A 14057-nucleotide genomic window follows, 5' to 3' on the forward strand; every position below is an offset into this window, starting at 1 on the left:
GCCAGGCTCTTATCCCCAAAACCCCCAAGCCCTAAAAGCTTGGGGGTTTTGCTTTTGAGCGAGCGGTTTATAGCGCCTATCCGATCTCGGAGTCGGAGTGCTCCGAAGCCGCCGCCAGGACCTCGACAACTCACCATTCCAAACGGGCCATTCTGGTCAGCCGCTACCAATCCTGTAGTCGCTTTCACGGTATGATCGGCAACGCCATGACCGTCGAAAATGATCTCCCGCCGCAGGAAGAGACTCCCTGGTTTCTGTACTTGATCGAATGCGAAGGTAATTCGATCTACACCGGCATTACCACGGACATCCAGCGCCGCTACGCCCAGCATCTGGCCGGGACAGGCGCGAAATATACCCGCGCCCGCAAGCCCTTGCGGTTGCTGGGCTGGGTGCAGTTTCCCAATAAATCAGAGGCCTTGAAGGCCGAGATACGAACCAAGAGCATGTCTCCCGCGCAAAAGCGGGCATTATGTGCCGGCATGCCGGAGATGCAGCAACGGTGCGAATAAAATGAGAACGCCGGCTAATTGCCGGCGTTTTTGCGTCTACCTGCGGCAGGGCAATTACACGACGACCAAATTGACGTCGATATTCCCGCGCGTCGCGTTCGAGTACGGGCAGACCTGATGTGCAGCTTCCACCAGCTTCTGGGCCGCATCCTTTTCCATCCCCGGCAGCGAGATCTTGAGTTCGACCTGGATACCAAAGCCCTGGGGAATCTGGCCGATGCCGACCGCACCTTCGATCTTGGCATCCGGCGATACGGTAATTTTTTGCTGGCCGGCGACAAAACGGATTGCGCCCAGGAAGCAAGCCGAATATCCGGCGGCAAAAAGCTGCTCGGGGTTCAGGCCATTGCCTGCGCCGCCCATTTCCTTGGGTACCGCCAACTTGACGTCGAGTTGCCCGTCGGACGTCACGGCACGACCGTCGCGACCACCAGTGGCTGATGCGTGGGCGGTATAAAGGACTTTTTCCAGTTTCATTTGTACTCTCCTAGTTTGCCCAGAAGGGCTGCGAATAAACATGCCGATATCGGCGATTAATCTTCGGAGCGCGCATCTTCCAGCGCGGCCCGCAAGGCATGCAGGCGTGACGTCAATTGCTGAATCTCGTCGATCGAGCACTGCGTCGCGCACAACAACTTTTCCGGAATGTCACTCGCCTGCTCGCGCAGTTTCCGGCCGGCAACCGTCAGATGGACCAGAACGCGGCGCTCGTCTTCTACATCGCGCTGACGATTCACAAAGCCAGCTGCTTCGAGCCTTTTCAGAAGCGGCGTCAAGGTGCCTGAATCCAGCTTTAACCTGGTGCCCAAATCCGAAATCGTGATTCCACTCTGTTCCCAAAGGACCAGCATCACCAGATATTGCGGATAAGTAAGTCCAAGCTTACCCAGCAGTGGCTTGTAGATCTTCGTCATGGCCAACGAAGTCGAATACATGGCAAAGCACAACTGCCGATCTAACTGGAGCCAATCGTCCGTCTGCGGGGCACTTGTCGATGTCGTCGTCATGTAGCTATCTTATACACAATTAAATTGTGTGCAAGATATTTTTCCAATCGGGCTCATAGAGCATAGGCCCCATGTGTACTGGATCAAAGTCGGAGCTGCCGCCCGGCGAATCCAGGCGCTCCTTAAGTCTGGTTTAAGTGTGCGTCCCTACTATGGCTCTGTCACGCCATACCGCATCGGCGTTACCCATCCTCCAGAAAGGAACGCATCATGATTCGCCAGACTCTTGCCCGCTCCGCTGTCGGTGTTGCAGCCCTTGCCGCGCTTGCCGGCGGCTACGCCTATTTGCAGAAGGATGCCATTACCCCGGGCTACGCCGCGCCAACGCCAGTCACCGCGAGCGCGCCGGTTGCCGTCGCTACGCCCACCGATTTCTCCGGCATTGTCGATCAGTTCGGGCCGGCGGTCGTCAACATCAGCGTTACCGCCCGCGCACAACATACGTCCGCGCAAATGCCTCAGGGCATGGATCCGGACGATCCGCTGTTCCAGTTCTTTAAGCGTTTTGGTCCGCAATTCCAGGGCCCGCAGAATGCGCAGCCGCAATTGGTGCGCGGATTGGGCTCCGGTTTTATCGTCAGCCCGGACGGTCTGATTCTCACCAATGCCCACGTCGTAGATAACGCCACGGAAGTCACGGTAAAGCTCACCGATCGCCGCGAGTTCAAGGCAAAGGTCCTGGGCAGCGATCCGCAGACAGATATCGCGGTGATTCGCATCGATGCAAAGGACCTGCCCACGGTACGTCTCGGCGATCCGTCAAAGACTCGCGTCGGTGAACCGGTGCTGGCCATCGGCTCGCCCTATGGATTCGAAAACACAGTGACGGCCGGCATCGTCAGCGCCAAATCGCGCTCTCTGCCCGATGACACATACGTGCCCTTCATCCAGACTGACGTCGCGGTGAACCCCGGCAACTCGGGCGGCCCGCTGTTCAACCAACGCGGCGAAGTAATCGGCATCAATTCGCAGATCTACAGCCAGACGGGCGGCTATCAGGGCCTGTCGTTTGCCATCCCAATCAATGTTGCGACCAAGGTGCAGCAGCAACTGGTGGCCCACGGCAAGGTCACGCGCGGGCGTCTTGGCATTTCGGTGCAGGAAGTCAACCAGGCGCTGGCGCAGTCGTTCAACCTGCCACGCCCGGCGGGCGCGTTGGTGAATTCCGTGGAGAACGACAGTCCTGCAGCCAAGGCCGGTCTGAAGCCTGGCGACGTGATCGTGCAGCTCGGCGACGACGTGATCGATCATTCCGGCGATCTGCCGGAGCACGTCGCCGACATCCGGCCCGGAACGGAGATCAAGCTCAAGGTCATCCGCAAAGGCGAGCCGATGACGCTGGCCGTCAAGGTCGGCGCAGTGAAGGAAGACGCGGTCGCGCAAGGCAAGAATGGTGGCGAAACTGGCGGTCGTCTCGGACTTGCGGTGCGCCCGCTTACGCCGGCCGAAAAGCGTGACAGCGGCATCGATGGCGGGCTCGTCGTCGAAGACGTTGCCGGTCCGGCCGCGCGCGTTGGCATTCAGCCGGGCGATGTCATCCTGTCGCTCAACGGCACGCCGATTTCCTCGGCCGAACAACTGCGTGCGCTTGTGTCGAAGTCGGGCAAGCAGGTCGCTTTGCTGGTGCAGCGCGATGATGCGCGAATCTTCATTCCGCTGGACCTCGGCTAAGCCTTGTCGCAGATTTTTACCGAAGCGGTTTACGCGTCATGCGGCGCGTATACGGCAGGTATACATGGGCGTATACGTGGGGACGTAGACGCCCGCAAACCCAAGCCAGAGGCCGATTCCGGGGTGACAAAACGCACCAAAGACGCGTTTGAACGGGTATGATCTCGACTGCGATGCATGAAACTTGCGGAGACGCGCGTCTCCGTTTCTGGTTCTGCTAAATCGACAGAAGAAGGAAGTCTATGCAGTTGGATTTCACCCGCGCCCCTATCTCGCCGGGTACCGACCTGGCACGGCGGTTGACGTCAGCCACCGCCAAGCCGACACCGCGTCGGCGCAAGAAGGAAGCCCCGCCCCACTGGGAGCGCGGCTATCGTTCCCACTATTACCGCAGTGAACGCGGCGACAAGCTCGGCGAAGTTCGCTTGTCCGATCGCGGCGAATGGCCCGTCGTGTATCGCTGGGCTGCCGGCAATTATTCAGGCGCCGAAGGTTCGCTTGCGCATGCGCGCGCGCGCGTAGAAGAGACCGTTGGTTTCGGAATGCGCCAACTGTCGCTGTTCTGAGCAGCCGATCCGCTGAACCGCGAACAACATTTGCGGGCATCAGCAGCCCATCCGTGGCGGCGACGCGCCGTCATAGCGTATAGCGTCCCCATCGTCCCGACAGCCGGGATTTGTCCCAGCGTCGATGCCTGCGGACGCAGCCTGTGCAGCACTGCCTGGCGTTGCAAACACCTGGGCTAATCCAGCCGGCGTTGTGCCAGCATGAAGACCGCAGCCACTACGGCAAGCGCGGCAATCAATCGATACAGATCTTCACAGGCGATCAGCCGCGCCTGCTGATCGACGATGGCCGACAATTGCGCCAATGCGCCGGCATGGGCCTGACCGGGATCGAAGCCGCGCGCCATCAAGGCCGTCTGGGCGGCATGCATCCATTGTTCCGTTTCCGCCGGGCGCTGGCCCATTGCATGCACCAGGCTCGTATGCACCGCGAACTGCCGGTTTTGCAGCAGCACGGCACCCAGGGCCGACGCAAACGAGCTTGCGATCTGTCGAACCAGATTCTTGCTGCGATAGCCATGCGCAAAGTCATCGCCCGCGAGCGAGCGGAATGTCAGGCCGGCGATTGGGATGATCACCATCACGCCGAACAGTCCCTTGCCAAACAATCCCAAGACTAAAGCCGAGGGACCGACGTCGGGCGGCATGAACGAAAACCACGTCATGGCCGCCGCCATGAGGAGCAGGCCAGCAACCATGATCGGCTTCTTGTGCGTGAGCTTGCGGGCAATCTGCAGGTAGATCCAGATGCCGACCAGACTGATGCCGGCGGCCAGCGTATTGAGCCATCCCGTCGTAGCCAGCGGAAAGCGCAGCGCCTGTTCCGCATAGATCGGAAACACATAGCTGCTGAGATTGCTGATCATGTAATAGACGAAGTACATCGCCAGTCCGGTCATGTACACGGGCTGTCGCAGCGCCCGCAAGTGAAGTACCGGCGAGCTGTGATGCCATTGATGCCAGATGAATGCGCCAAGCAGTGACAGCGCGACAGCCGCGACGATGGCGACGCGCAGCGGATGTGAAAAGATGTCGAAGCGCGCTTCGGTCATCGATGCCTGTAGGGCCACGATCGCAACGCCGAACAGCAGGAGCGGACCAAGTGCCGGTCCTTCCATGTCATCGCGGGGCTCGGCATCGGGCAGAAGTACCCACGCGCCCAGCGTTGCGAGCGCGGCAAATGGCAGCACGCCGTAGAACACGTCTTGCCAGACTCCATGGTCGACCAGTTCCGCGGCCAGCGCCGGCGCAAGGGCCGATGCGCCGAAAATCCCCAACATGAAGATGCGCGACGCGCGCGGCCGGTCTGCCGGCGCAAACATCAAGTTCACCAGAATCCGGCAGCTTGTAAACAACGCGCCGCCGCCGACGCCCTGCATGAAGCGCGCGGTCACCATCTGCGGTAGCCCGGTGCTGGTCGCGGCTACCAGCGTGCCCGCCATGAAAAGCAGAAGTGCCCCGGTCAGATAGCGGCGATAGCCAAACCGCTGCGCCAGCCATTGCTGCTTGAGGATCATCATCATGCTGCCCACCGCATAGGCGGCCTGCACGAGCGCAAAACTGCGCGGATCCGCGTCGATGCCGCCCACGATGTGGCTCGACGCAAAGACGAACATGATGTTTTCCAGGAATTCGACGCCGGTGGTCAGGCCCAGCAGCATCATGACCAGCGTCTGGCGTTGCTGCCGGCTCAGCAGCCGCAGCCAACGCAGGCTGGCCCGCCAGCGCCGGCGGCTAGCGTGCCCGATCACGGCTTGATTGCCTCGAGCGAGACCAGATGCTGATGCAGCCGCGACAGGTCGCGCGTGGCCACGGCCAGCCCGCTTTTGCCGATGGGCGCCCATGCCTCGGCGTATGCGGCGTGCACGACAGGCGCGACCTTTTCCAGCAACGCGCGTGCGGCAGGGGACAGCGTCAGCTCAAGACTGCGGCGATCGTGCTCCGACGTCTTGCGCCGGACCAGTCCGCGCGCCTCCAGTCCATCGATCAGCCGGGTCATCTGCGTCCGCGTGGCGTCGATGGTCATGCCAAGCTCCGAAGGCATCGTCGGCTCGCTGGCGTCGATTGCCAGCAGACTGATCACCAGGTATTGGTTCAGATCGAGGTCGTATGGCGCAAGCGCGCGCTCGATATGGTGACGCAGCAGTCGCGCGGTCCGCAACAGAAGGCGCGAAGCCAGGATCAAATCGCGCGGTGCTTCGGGATGTTCGGCACAAAACCGGTCAATGCGTCGTTCGAACGACATATAGTTTCATTCGGGATAATTTCGAATGAAACTATATGAGTGGCCGCGGGTAAAAGCAAGGTCGGCGACAAGAACAAACTGATCGTCTGGCCGGATATTCCGGCATGCCGCTCAGCGACGCAGACTCGCGGAGAGGTCGCGCAACGCAGCGCGCAGATCGCGCACGATCACGCCTTCGGCCAGCGAGCCCGGCGCACCATAGCGCGAGGCGACGTAGCAGTCGGTGAACAGCCGCACCGCAGCGGCGGCACGCGGCAACGCCTGCGCGGCACGCGCCCCAAAATCCCGCGGTCCTTCCGAAGCCATCCGCACGCAGCCGTGCCGTGCGAGCAGCGCACAAAAGCGGTCGTAAAGGGCCTGAACCGGATCGACATGACGCCGGCGCAGCCACATCGGTGCCAGCGCCAGCAGCCCGAGCACGCTGAGTCCCGCTGCCAGCACGCTCGGCAACTGATTGCCGAAGCCGATCTGATCTAGTAACCGGGTCTGCTGGCCGCGGTCGTACTCAAGCACCCAACGCTGCCACTTGTAGGCCAACCCGTCGAATCCCCAGCGAAGATCGCGCAGCCATCCGGGGGCGCGCAGTTCACGTAGGGCCGACAAATCTTCCCCGGCCAGCGCGGCGTCCACGCCCTCCTCGACCCGGCTCGGCGCTACCGCGCTGGTCGGATCGACGCGCACCCAGCCGCGCCCATCGATCCAGACTTCCGACCACGCATGCGCATCCGACTGACGAATCACGTAGTGCCTGCCGACCGGATTGAACTCGCCGCCCTGATAGCCCACCACCACGCGGGCGGGCACCCCGGCCGCCCGCATCAGAAAGACGAAGCTGCTGGCATAGTGCTCGCAAAAGCCACGGCGCGTATCGAACAGAAAGCTGTCGACCTGCTGCTTGCCCAGCGGCGGCGGCGACAGCGTGTATGCAAACGGCGCGGCAGCGAAAAGCCGCATGGCCGCCTGCACGCGTTGCCAGGGATCCGGGTATTGCGACGCCCACTGCGCGGCCAGTTCCCGGCTGCGCGGATTGCCTTCCGGCAAGGTGAGCGACAACTGCAGCGTTCTGCGTGTCAGAGGCTGCGGCGCGCCGGACAGCGAGGATTGCGCGCGATATCGCAGTGGGCGATCCACGGGCGTGCGCGCGAAGAACTCGCCGTCGGCTGAAACCTGCGCGGACAAGCTGCCGGACACCGCCGTACCGCGGTCCAGCAGATAGAGCCACGTCTTTTGGGTGGGCTCCAGCGTGACGTTGTACTCGCGCAGCCCCGCCTTTGCCGTCGCGCTGGGCGCGTCGTCGGCGACATCATCGCGCAGGGCCTCCGCCAGCGGCATCGGCTGCGGTGTCGCGGGGCGCCAAGCCTGGCCATCGTAGTCCCACAGCACCAGCGCACGCCAATACAGCGAGCTGGCCGGCAGCGGCGCGCCGATGATGTCGGCGCGAAACGCGACTTCCGGCGAGCGAATCAGATCGCCCACACTGCCCGGCTTCAGCGTGTCGGTGATGCCGGTCCTGCCGGTGGGCTCCGCTTGTGGCAGGCGCCAGAGCGGGTGGTCCAGCCGCGGAAACAGCACGAACAGGAGCAACGCCCACGGCAGCCCGAACAGCGCCATGCGACCCAGCAACGGCCAGATCGCAAGGCGGCCCCGTGCTTCCGGATGATGGAACAGCAGCCAGTTTCGCAAGATCCATGCGCCAATCACCATGCTGTAGATGGCCAGCCAGAATGGCTGGTCGGCCAGATAAAGCGTGAGCAGCAAATAGAACGACAATTGCGTCACCAGCGTGGCGTCCGTCAATGCGCGCGTTTCCATCAGTTTCAGGATGACAAACGCCGCCAGCAGCGCCACGCACAGTTCCCGCCCGAGACTGCCGCCAGACTGCCAGATCAGCGCCGCCGCAATCACCAGCACCAGTACGGCCGTCAAGCCGACCATCGGTTTCGACGGAAGCGGCGCGTGCTGTCGCCATAGCAGCCATCGCCAGCCCAACAGCAAGATCAGTAACAGGCTGACCGACACCGGCAAGGTGCGGGTCTGCGGCGCCAGGACTAACGCCAACTGGCCGATCAGCATGCCGTGCTCCTGGTGTCCCAGGGGCCGGGCCGACATCGCGGTGGTCTTCATGGCGCGCGGCGCTCCGGCCAGACGGCAAGCGCCTCCAGGCACGCCCTGCGATGGGCAGCGCCGCGCGCGGGCGCGACTTCCACGCCCGGTAATCGCAAGCCGACGTCCATCGTGTCTCCGGCCGCCAGGACCCACGCGCAAAGTCGCGATAATCGCGCCTCGGTTTCCATCGACAGCGGCAGTGCGTTCCAGTCGATCCAGCATTCGGGCTGACGCTGGCTGTGGCCCGTCCGGCTGAGCCAGCGTCCGGTGCGCGCGCTGTGTTTCCAGGCGATGCGGTGCAGCGGATCGCCCGGTCGGTATCTGCGCAGTTGATCCACGCCGTCGTCTGACGTGGCGCTGTCGGTGCCCTGGTCGCCTTCGTCGGCGTGCGGCGCCACGGGCAACGGCGGCGCATTGGCTTCTGGTGACGGATAGACCAGGGTGGCGAGCGGAAAATCGGCGTAGCTCCAGACGTGGAACAGGCCGAAGGGAAAGCGGCTCGAGATCGTCACGCGCGGCAACGCGAGCCTTCCTCGCCGCGGTGCGGGAAGGTGGATGGTCAGGTCGCCGGCGCCTTGGCTGTCCAGCGTCAGCGAGGCCGGCTCATGCGGTGCGGTGGAGGCTGTGCGCGCTTCCACGCCGATCCGCGCGCCGTCGTCGCGGTTGGTCGCGCGCAAGGCAAAGGTGGCCGGGTTGCCTGCAAACGTTGATGATAAGGCGCCGGCCGATAGCTCGAGGTCAAGCAGGTTCCGATAGGCCATCCACATGCACGCCATGCCGATGCCGGCCAACAGGAATGTCAGCGCAAAGCCCAGGCTGATGTTGTAGTTGAGCGATGTCGTCAGCATCGCCAGCAACAGCACGAAAAAGCCAAGGCCGCCGCGCGTGGGAAGGATATACAGATGTCGGCGATCCAGCGTCACCACGCCATTGACCGGCCGGCGTGGACGACGCGGCCGCGGCGTCAAGGCCGATGGCGCGCCGCGCGAGCCGGGTATCGGAGTGGCGTTCCGCATGGCTGGGTCGGGACGTGGACGCAGTGACCGCGCGTCAAGGGATGGCAACGCCAGACAGCAAACGGTCGATCGCGGCGGCGCCGTGACCCGACGGCAGAAGCCGGTGCGCCGCAACAGGTTCGAACACGGCCTGGACGTCTTCCGGGACGACCATTTCGCGCTGATCGAGCAAGGCCCACGCACGCGCGCACGCCAGCAACGCCAGCCCGGCGCGCGGCGACAGCCCGGCCGGAAACGCCGCGTCGGCGCGCGTGGCCTGCACCAGCGCCAGCACGTAGTCCACCAGTGCCGGGCTGGTGTAGACGCGGGCCGCCGCGGCCTGGAGCGCCTGCACTTGTTCGGCGTCCATCACGGCAGTGGCTTCCTGAGTGGACGCGCCGCCCAGGTACAACACGCGCTCGAACGCGCCTTCGGGATAGCCGAGCGAGATCCGCATGGTGAAGCGGTCCAACTGGGATTCCGGCAGGGCGTGTGTGCCGATTTGCTCCAGCGGATTCTGTGTGGCGATAACGAAGAACGGCGCGGGCAACGCATGCGTGACGCCGTCGTGCGTGACCTGGCGTTCGGCCATGGCCTCGAGCAAGGCGCTTTGCGTCTTCGGCGGCGCGCGGTTGATCTCGTCGGCCAGCACCAGCTGCGCGAAGACGGGGCCGCGATGGAAGCGGAATTCCCCGGCATCGCGCATGAAAATCGATACGCCGACCAGATCGGCCGGCAGCAGATCGCTCGTGAACTGCACGCGCTGATACTGAAGGCCCAGCGTCTGCGCCAGCGCATGGGCAAGCGTTGTCTTGCCAACACCGGGCACATCCTCGAGCAGCAGATGGCCGCCGGCCAGCATGCACGCCAGCGCCAGCCGCACCTGTCGTGGCTTGCCCAGGACGATGCGTCCGAGCTGATTCTGGGCTTCGGCCAGCGAAGCGACAATTTTGGGACGGGCAGTCACGGTGGCGGCATCCGTTGGAGGTTGGCTGCGGCGTTACATGCGGCAGGGTCCGGCCATTGTAGCGGCGCAAAGCGGGCGCCGGACAGTGGGTTTGCGCACGCTTGCCGCCCCTGACAGATCGCTTGCGCGCGCGGAAAACCCGCCCATTCACCCGCCAGGCCGCGCCGGATCTCGCGGGTTCTGGCATCATCGGCCTGTTGGCGCCTTTGCCATTTTCCGAATCGTCTCATTCGCTGCAATGACTGCTTCGCAACAGCGCACCCCCGGCGCGTCCCGTTCCCTCGATTTCGATTCATCTGCCCCGCTCGCCGACCAGGCCGGGCTGGCCAGCCTGGCGCGGGAATTCCATGGCGGTGGCTATATCGTGTTGCGCAACTTTGCGGACGAGGCCACCTGCGCCGCGCTGGAAGCGGTCACGCGCCAGCACCTCGCGGGGGCGGTGCCGCCGGTGGAATTCGAAGCCGATCTCGGTTATCCCGGCGCGCCGGCCACGCGGCAGGCGGCGGGCGGCAGCACGGTGCGGCGGCTGCGGCAGGCCTATGGCCGCGACGAGGTATTTCGGCGCTGGGCCAGCCACCCGCAGGTGGTGGCCACGGTCGAGGCGCTGCTTGGCGAGCCGGTGCGCCTGACGCTGGCGCACCACAACTGCGTGATGACCAAGCATCCGCACTACGGCAGCCAGACAGGCTGGCACCGCGACACCCGGTACTGGTCCTTCGTCAAGCCGGATCTGGTCACGGTCTGGCTGGCGCTGGGCGACGAAGACGAGCGCAACGGCGTGCTGCGCGTGATCCCGGGCTCGCACCGCGCCCGGCTCGATCCGGCGCAGCTCGATCCAGCCGAATTCCTGGTGGAAGCACATCCCGCCAGCCAGGCGCTGCTCAAGGGCGCCATGCCGCTGGCGTTGCACCGGGGCGATGTGCTGATGTTCGACAGCCGGCTGTTCCACGCCGCGGGCCGGAACGATTCGGACGCCGTGAAGCTGTCGGTGGCATTCGCGTATTTTGGCGCCAGCAACCGGCCGCTCAGTGGTACGCGCTCGGCGGAATTCGGCAGTGTGGAGATGCCGCCCGCCTTGCTGTAGCCGAATCGAATCGGCCGTCGCGCCGATCAGCCCCGCCACAAGACAAAAGCCGCCTCGATGAAGGCGGCTTTTTGCTGGGGCCTGCGAGCGGGCGGCTCAGGCCGCGTTGCGTCGCGCAGTCGCGCTGCGGAACAGCGCAAACAGATCGGCAAAACGGAAGGGCAGCAGCGGCGTGGCGTGGCGGACTGCGTCACGGCGTGCGAAGTGGCTCAGAAGCTGCTCGCCCACCGGACGGTCGAAATACGAAGCCTCCGGGTAGTTCATGGTCATTCCCTATTGTGGTCAACAAACGCCTACAGTATACACCGCGATGGTGCACTGCGCCATTTCACGGTGCGCAACGGGGATTTGTGTGACCAGAAAGGGTGCGGACTGCATCCGCGGCACGCCTGGGGGGCATGCAGGACGGCATGCAGAACGGCCGGCATGCACGCCCGGCATGAGCTGCCGGCAGCAGCGCGGATCAGGCCGCTTCGCCGCCCGCGCGAGCAATCAGCCGTGGCTGCCGGCCGTCGGCGCGGTGGTTTCGCCGCTATTGCCCTGCATCGATTCGACCGCCTTGGCCGCGCTGAAGACATGGCGCGTGGCCAGTAGCGCGGCCAGATCGGCATCGCCGGCGATCACGGCCTGCAGAATCTGCGCGTGCTCGTCCCAATTGATGCGGGCGCGATTCAGATTGGCTGGCGCAAACAGCAGCGCCGTGCGCTCGCGCAGCGATCGCATCATGTCCTGCAGCACGCTGTTCGCGGCGATATTGCCCAGCACTTCGTGAAAGCGGGAGTTGAGCTCGACAAAGCGCTCGGTCTGGCCGCTGTCGACCGCTTCGTTGCCTTCCTTTAGTACCTTCTCGAGTTCCTGGATCAGCGCCGGATCGCGACGCTGCGCGGCCAGCTTGGCGTTCAATCCTTCCAGCGTGGCGCGTACTTCCACCATCTCGCGCGCGATATTGGGCGACAGCCGCGCCACCGATGCGCCGCGGCGCGGTTCGATACGCACCAGTCCTTCGGCCGACAGCGCGCGCAGCGCTTCGCGCACGGGAATGCGGGAGACGCCAAGTTCCAGCGACAGCGTGTTTTCCACCAACCGCTCGCCTTGTTCATAGTGGCCGGCGAGGATGCGTTGCCGCAAGGTGTCGGTCACCAGCGCGAAAAGAGGGGAATGCTGGGCGCCCAGGCTAGCAGCCGGGGTGTCCGGATTCAGCTTGGTGGCACTGGCGGTGGCGTCGTTCATGGTCGGGATCGGCCGTCGGGATTCTGTGAAGCGCCGCGGTCGGTTGGCCACGGCGTGAATGCCGCTATTGTATACCGTCACCTCCGTATCGAAGACATTTGGCAGACATCCACGCGTATCCACGCGCACCCACTCAACCGGCCGTGTGCTGGAACGTGAACCCGTCGGCGTAGATAAACGGCGCCTGTGCACCCAGCACCATGAAGGTCTCTTTGGCGTCGCGGATCATGTTGGGCGATCCGCAAAGATAGATCGCGTGTTCCGACAAATCGCCCAGATCCGCGGCGACGGCCTCGTGCACGTAGCCGCGCCGGCCTTGCCAGCTATCGTCGGCGCGCGACAGCACGGGCACGTACTGGAAGTCGTAAAGGCGCTCGGCCCAGCCCGCGATCTCGTCGTGCAGATACAGGTCGGCCGCGCTGCGCATGCCCCAGTAGAGCCACACGGGCGGGCAGTCCGGATCGTCCATCAGCGATTCGAGCATGCTCTTGATAGGCGCCAGGCCTGTGCCGGTGGCCACCATCAGCAGCGGCCGGTAGTCTTCCTTGCGCAGGCTGAAGTTGCCATGCGGCAGTTCCACTTCAAGCGTGTCGCCGGCGCGCAGTTGCGGAAGCTGATGCGACGTGAAGCGTCCGTTTTCGATCTGGCGCACATGAAAGTCGACCACGCTGCTGCCCGGCGCCGATGCCATCGAAAAGCTGCGGTGGCTGCCGTCGTCGAGCAGCACTTTCAGGTACTGGCCAGGTGCGAACTGGAACGGTTCCTGATCGGGCAGCGCCAGACGCAGGTGCAACACCTCCGGGCCGAGCGGCGCCACCGACTGGACCGTCGCCGTGGTGCGCCGCGCCGGCGCCAGCCCGTCCGCGCCGCGCTCCGTGCTGATCAAGAGATCGCTATTGGGCCGCGCCTGGCAGGCCAGCGCGAATCCTTCGGCGCTTTCCGCCTCGCTCAGCCCCATCGGAAATTCCTCGTACGAGACCGACCCTTCCAGCACGCGCATGCGACAGGTGCCACAGCCGCCGAACGTGCATTCGTGGGCCAGGCTGACGCCGCTGCGCAGCGCGGCGTCGAGCACCGATTCGCCGGGCGCGACGGTGAACACCTGCTGCGTTTCCGCGATTTCTACGCGATGGGACATGACATCTCCTTGGCGCGATCCATGGCGGCTTACTTCTTGATGTCGGCCTGCGCGAGCACGGTCAGGTCCTCGGCGGCCAGCAGGTCGCGCAGTGCTTCCAGCGCCGCGACGCCGCACGCGGTGTCCTGCTCGCCATTGCCCCCGGACAGGCCCACGCCGCCGATCACCTCGCCGTTGACCACGATCGGATAGCCGCCCACGAATACGGCGAACTTGCCGTCGAAGCTCCACTGGATCCCGAACGCCTCGTTGCCGGGCAGGGCGGGGCCGTTGGGCGGCGTGTTGAACAGATGCGTGGACCGCTTGTGGCCGGCTGCCGTAAAGGCCTTGTTCCATGCGATCTGCGGCCCTGTAATGCGCGCGCCGTCCATGCGCTCGAGCAGCAGCGGATAGCCGCCGTCGTCGACAATGCACACCGATTCCAGCACGCCGATTTCCTCGGCCTTGCGAACGGCGGCCGCCACCATGTGGCGGGCTTCCTTCAATTCAAGCTTGATGGCTTTCTTCATGTCAGAGTCCTTGCGATGCTTTTGTCT

15 protein-coding genes are annotated in these 14057 nt (G+C 64.2%); 4 read left to right on the forward strand and 11 right to left on the reverse strand.

Going from position 1 to position 14057, the window contains the following annotated elements; translation table 11 throughout:
• The first annotated feature begins 191 nt into the window (after positions 1-191).
• Positions 192-512, forward strand: a complete 321-nt coding sequence (locus AC1RKI_RS18290) for a GIY-YIG nuclease family protein (RefSeq protein ID WP_227460501.1) — start codon at positions 192-194, stop codon at positions 510-512.
• 54 nt (positions 513-566) lie between these two features.
• Here the strand turns inward: AC1RKI_RS18290 and AC1RKI_RS18295 are convergent, their stop codons facing one another.
• Both AC1RKI_RS18295 and AC1RKI_RS18300 read right to left on the reverse strand, forming a co-directional pair.
• Positions 567-989: an organic hydroperoxide resistance protein gene (locus tag AC1RKI_RS18295; RefSeq protein ID WP_061959058.1), complete on the reverse strand. Its 423-nt coding sequence runs from the start codon at positions 987-989 to the stop codon at positions 567-569.
• A gap of 56 nt (positions 990-1045) precedes the next feature.
• Positions 1046-1519: a MarR family winged helix-turn-helix transcriptional regulator gene (locus AC1RKI_RS18300; protein ID WP_341248103.1), complete on the reverse strand. Its 474-nt coding sequence runs from the start codon at positions 1517-1519 to the stop codon at positions 1046-1048.
• A gap of 210 nt (positions 1520-1729) precedes the next feature.
• Between AC1RKI_RS18300 and AC1RKI_RS18305 the strand changes: the two genes are divergently transcribed.
• Both AC1RKI_RS18305 and AC1RKI_RS18310 read left to right on the forward strand, forming a co-directional pair.
• Positions 1730-3190 carry a DegQ family serine endoprotease gene (locus tag AC1RKI_RS18305; RefSeq protein WP_061959056.1) on the forward strand — a complete coding sequence of 487 codons (1461 nt, stop codon included), beginning with the start codon at positions 1730-1732 and terminating at the stop codon, positions 3188-3190.
• Between the two features lie 242 nt (positions 3191-3432).
• The gene (locus AC1RKI_RS18310) at positions 3433-3756 is read left to right on the forward strand and encodes a hypothetical protein (RefSeq protein ID WP_061959055.1); all 324 of its coding nucleotides are present in this window, start codon (positions 3433-3435) and stop codon (positions 3754-3756) included.
• 176 nt (positions 3757-3932) lie between these two features.
• On the opposite strand, the gene AC1RKI_RS18315 is transcribed toward AC1RKI_RS18310, so the two are convergent.
• The 5 genes from AC1RKI_RS18315 to AC1RKI_RS18335 all read right to left on the reverse strand — a co-directional run bounded on the left by AC1RKI_RS18315 (position 3933) and on the right by AC1RKI_RS18335 (position 10069).
• Positions 3933-5420, reverse strand: coding sequence for an MFS transporter (locus AC1RKI_RS18315; RefSeq protein WP_244789026.1), 1488 nt, complete (start codon positions 5418-5420; stop codon positions 3933-3935).
• Between the two features lie 83 nt (positions 5421-5503).
• The gene (locus tag AC1RKI_RS18320; RefSeq protein ID WP_061959054.1) at positions 5504-6001 is read right to left on the reverse strand and encodes a MarR family winged helix-turn-helix transcriptional regulator; all 498 of its coding nucleotides are present in this window, start codon (positions 5999-6001) and stop codon (positions 5504-5506) included.
• 111 nt (positions 6002-6112) lie between these two features.
• A complete protein-coding gene (locus AC1RKI_RS18325; protein ID WP_492796489.1) occupies positions 6113-8125 on the reverse strand; it encodes a transglutaminase TgpA family protein in 2013 nt (670 codons plus the stop codon).
• A complete protein-coding gene (locus AC1RKI_RS18330; protein ID WP_244788501.1) occupies positions 8122-9123 on the reverse strand; it encodes a DUF58 domain-containing protein in 1002 nt (333 codons plus the stop codon). Before AC1RKI_RS18330 ends, AC1RKI_RS18325 begins: the two co-directional genes overlap by 4 nt.
• A gap of 34 nt (positions 9124-9157) precedes the next feature.
• Positions 9158-10069: an AAA family ATPase gene (locus AC1RKI_RS18335; protein ID WP_492796490.1), complete on the reverse strand. Its 912-nt coding sequence runs from the start codon at positions 10067-10069 to the stop codon at positions 9158-9160.
• A 238-nt stretch (positions 10070-10307) separates the two neighbouring features.
• On the opposite strand from AC1RKI_RS18335, the gene AC1RKI_RS18340 reads away from it, so the two are divergent.
• On the forward strand, positions 10308-11153 hold the full coding sequence (locus AC1RKI_RS18340; protein ID WP_227460489.1) for a phytanoyl-CoA dioxygenase family protein: 846 nt from the start codon (positions 10308-10310) through the stop codon (positions 11151-11153).
• 96 nt (positions 11154-11249) lie between these two features.
• Here the strand turns inward: AC1RKI_RS18340 and AC1RKI_RS18345 are convergent, their stop codons facing one another.
• The 4 genes from AC1RKI_RS18345 to AC1RKI_RS18360 all read right to left on the reverse strand — a co-directional run bounded on the left by AC1RKI_RS18345 (position 11250) and on the right by AC1RKI_RS18360 (position 14030).
• Positions 11250-11417 carry a hypothetical protein gene (locus AC1RKI_RS18345; protein WP_167585535.1) on the reverse strand — a complete coding sequence of 56 codons (168 nt, stop codon included), beginning with the start codon at positions 11415-11417 and terminating at the stop codon, positions 11250-11252.
• A gap of 228 nt (positions 11418-11645) precedes the next feature.
• Positions 11646-12383 carry a GntR family transcriptional regulator gene (locus AC1RKI_RS18350; protein WP_061959049.1) on the reverse strand — a complete coding sequence of 246 codons (738 nt, stop codon included), beginning with the start codon at positions 12381-12383 and terminating at the stop codon, positions 11646-11648.
• A 133-nt stretch (positions 12384-12516) separates the two neighbouring features.
• A complete protein-coding gene (locus AC1RKI_RS18355; RefSeq protein WP_251164730.1) occupies positions 12517-13521 on the reverse strand; it encodes a 2Fe-2S iron-sulfur cluster-binding protein in 1005 nt (334 codons plus the stop codon).
• Between the two features lie 29 nt (positions 13522-13550).
• A complete protein-coding gene (locus tag AC1RKI_RS18360; RefSeq protein ID WP_492796492.1) occupies positions 13551-14030 on the reverse strand; it encodes a GlcG/HbpS family heme-binding protein in 480 nt (159 codons plus the stop codon).
• Positions 14031-14057 lie beyond the last annotated feature (27 nt).

Source organism: Cupriavidus sp. GW822-FHT06G04 (genome assembly GCF_058799075.1).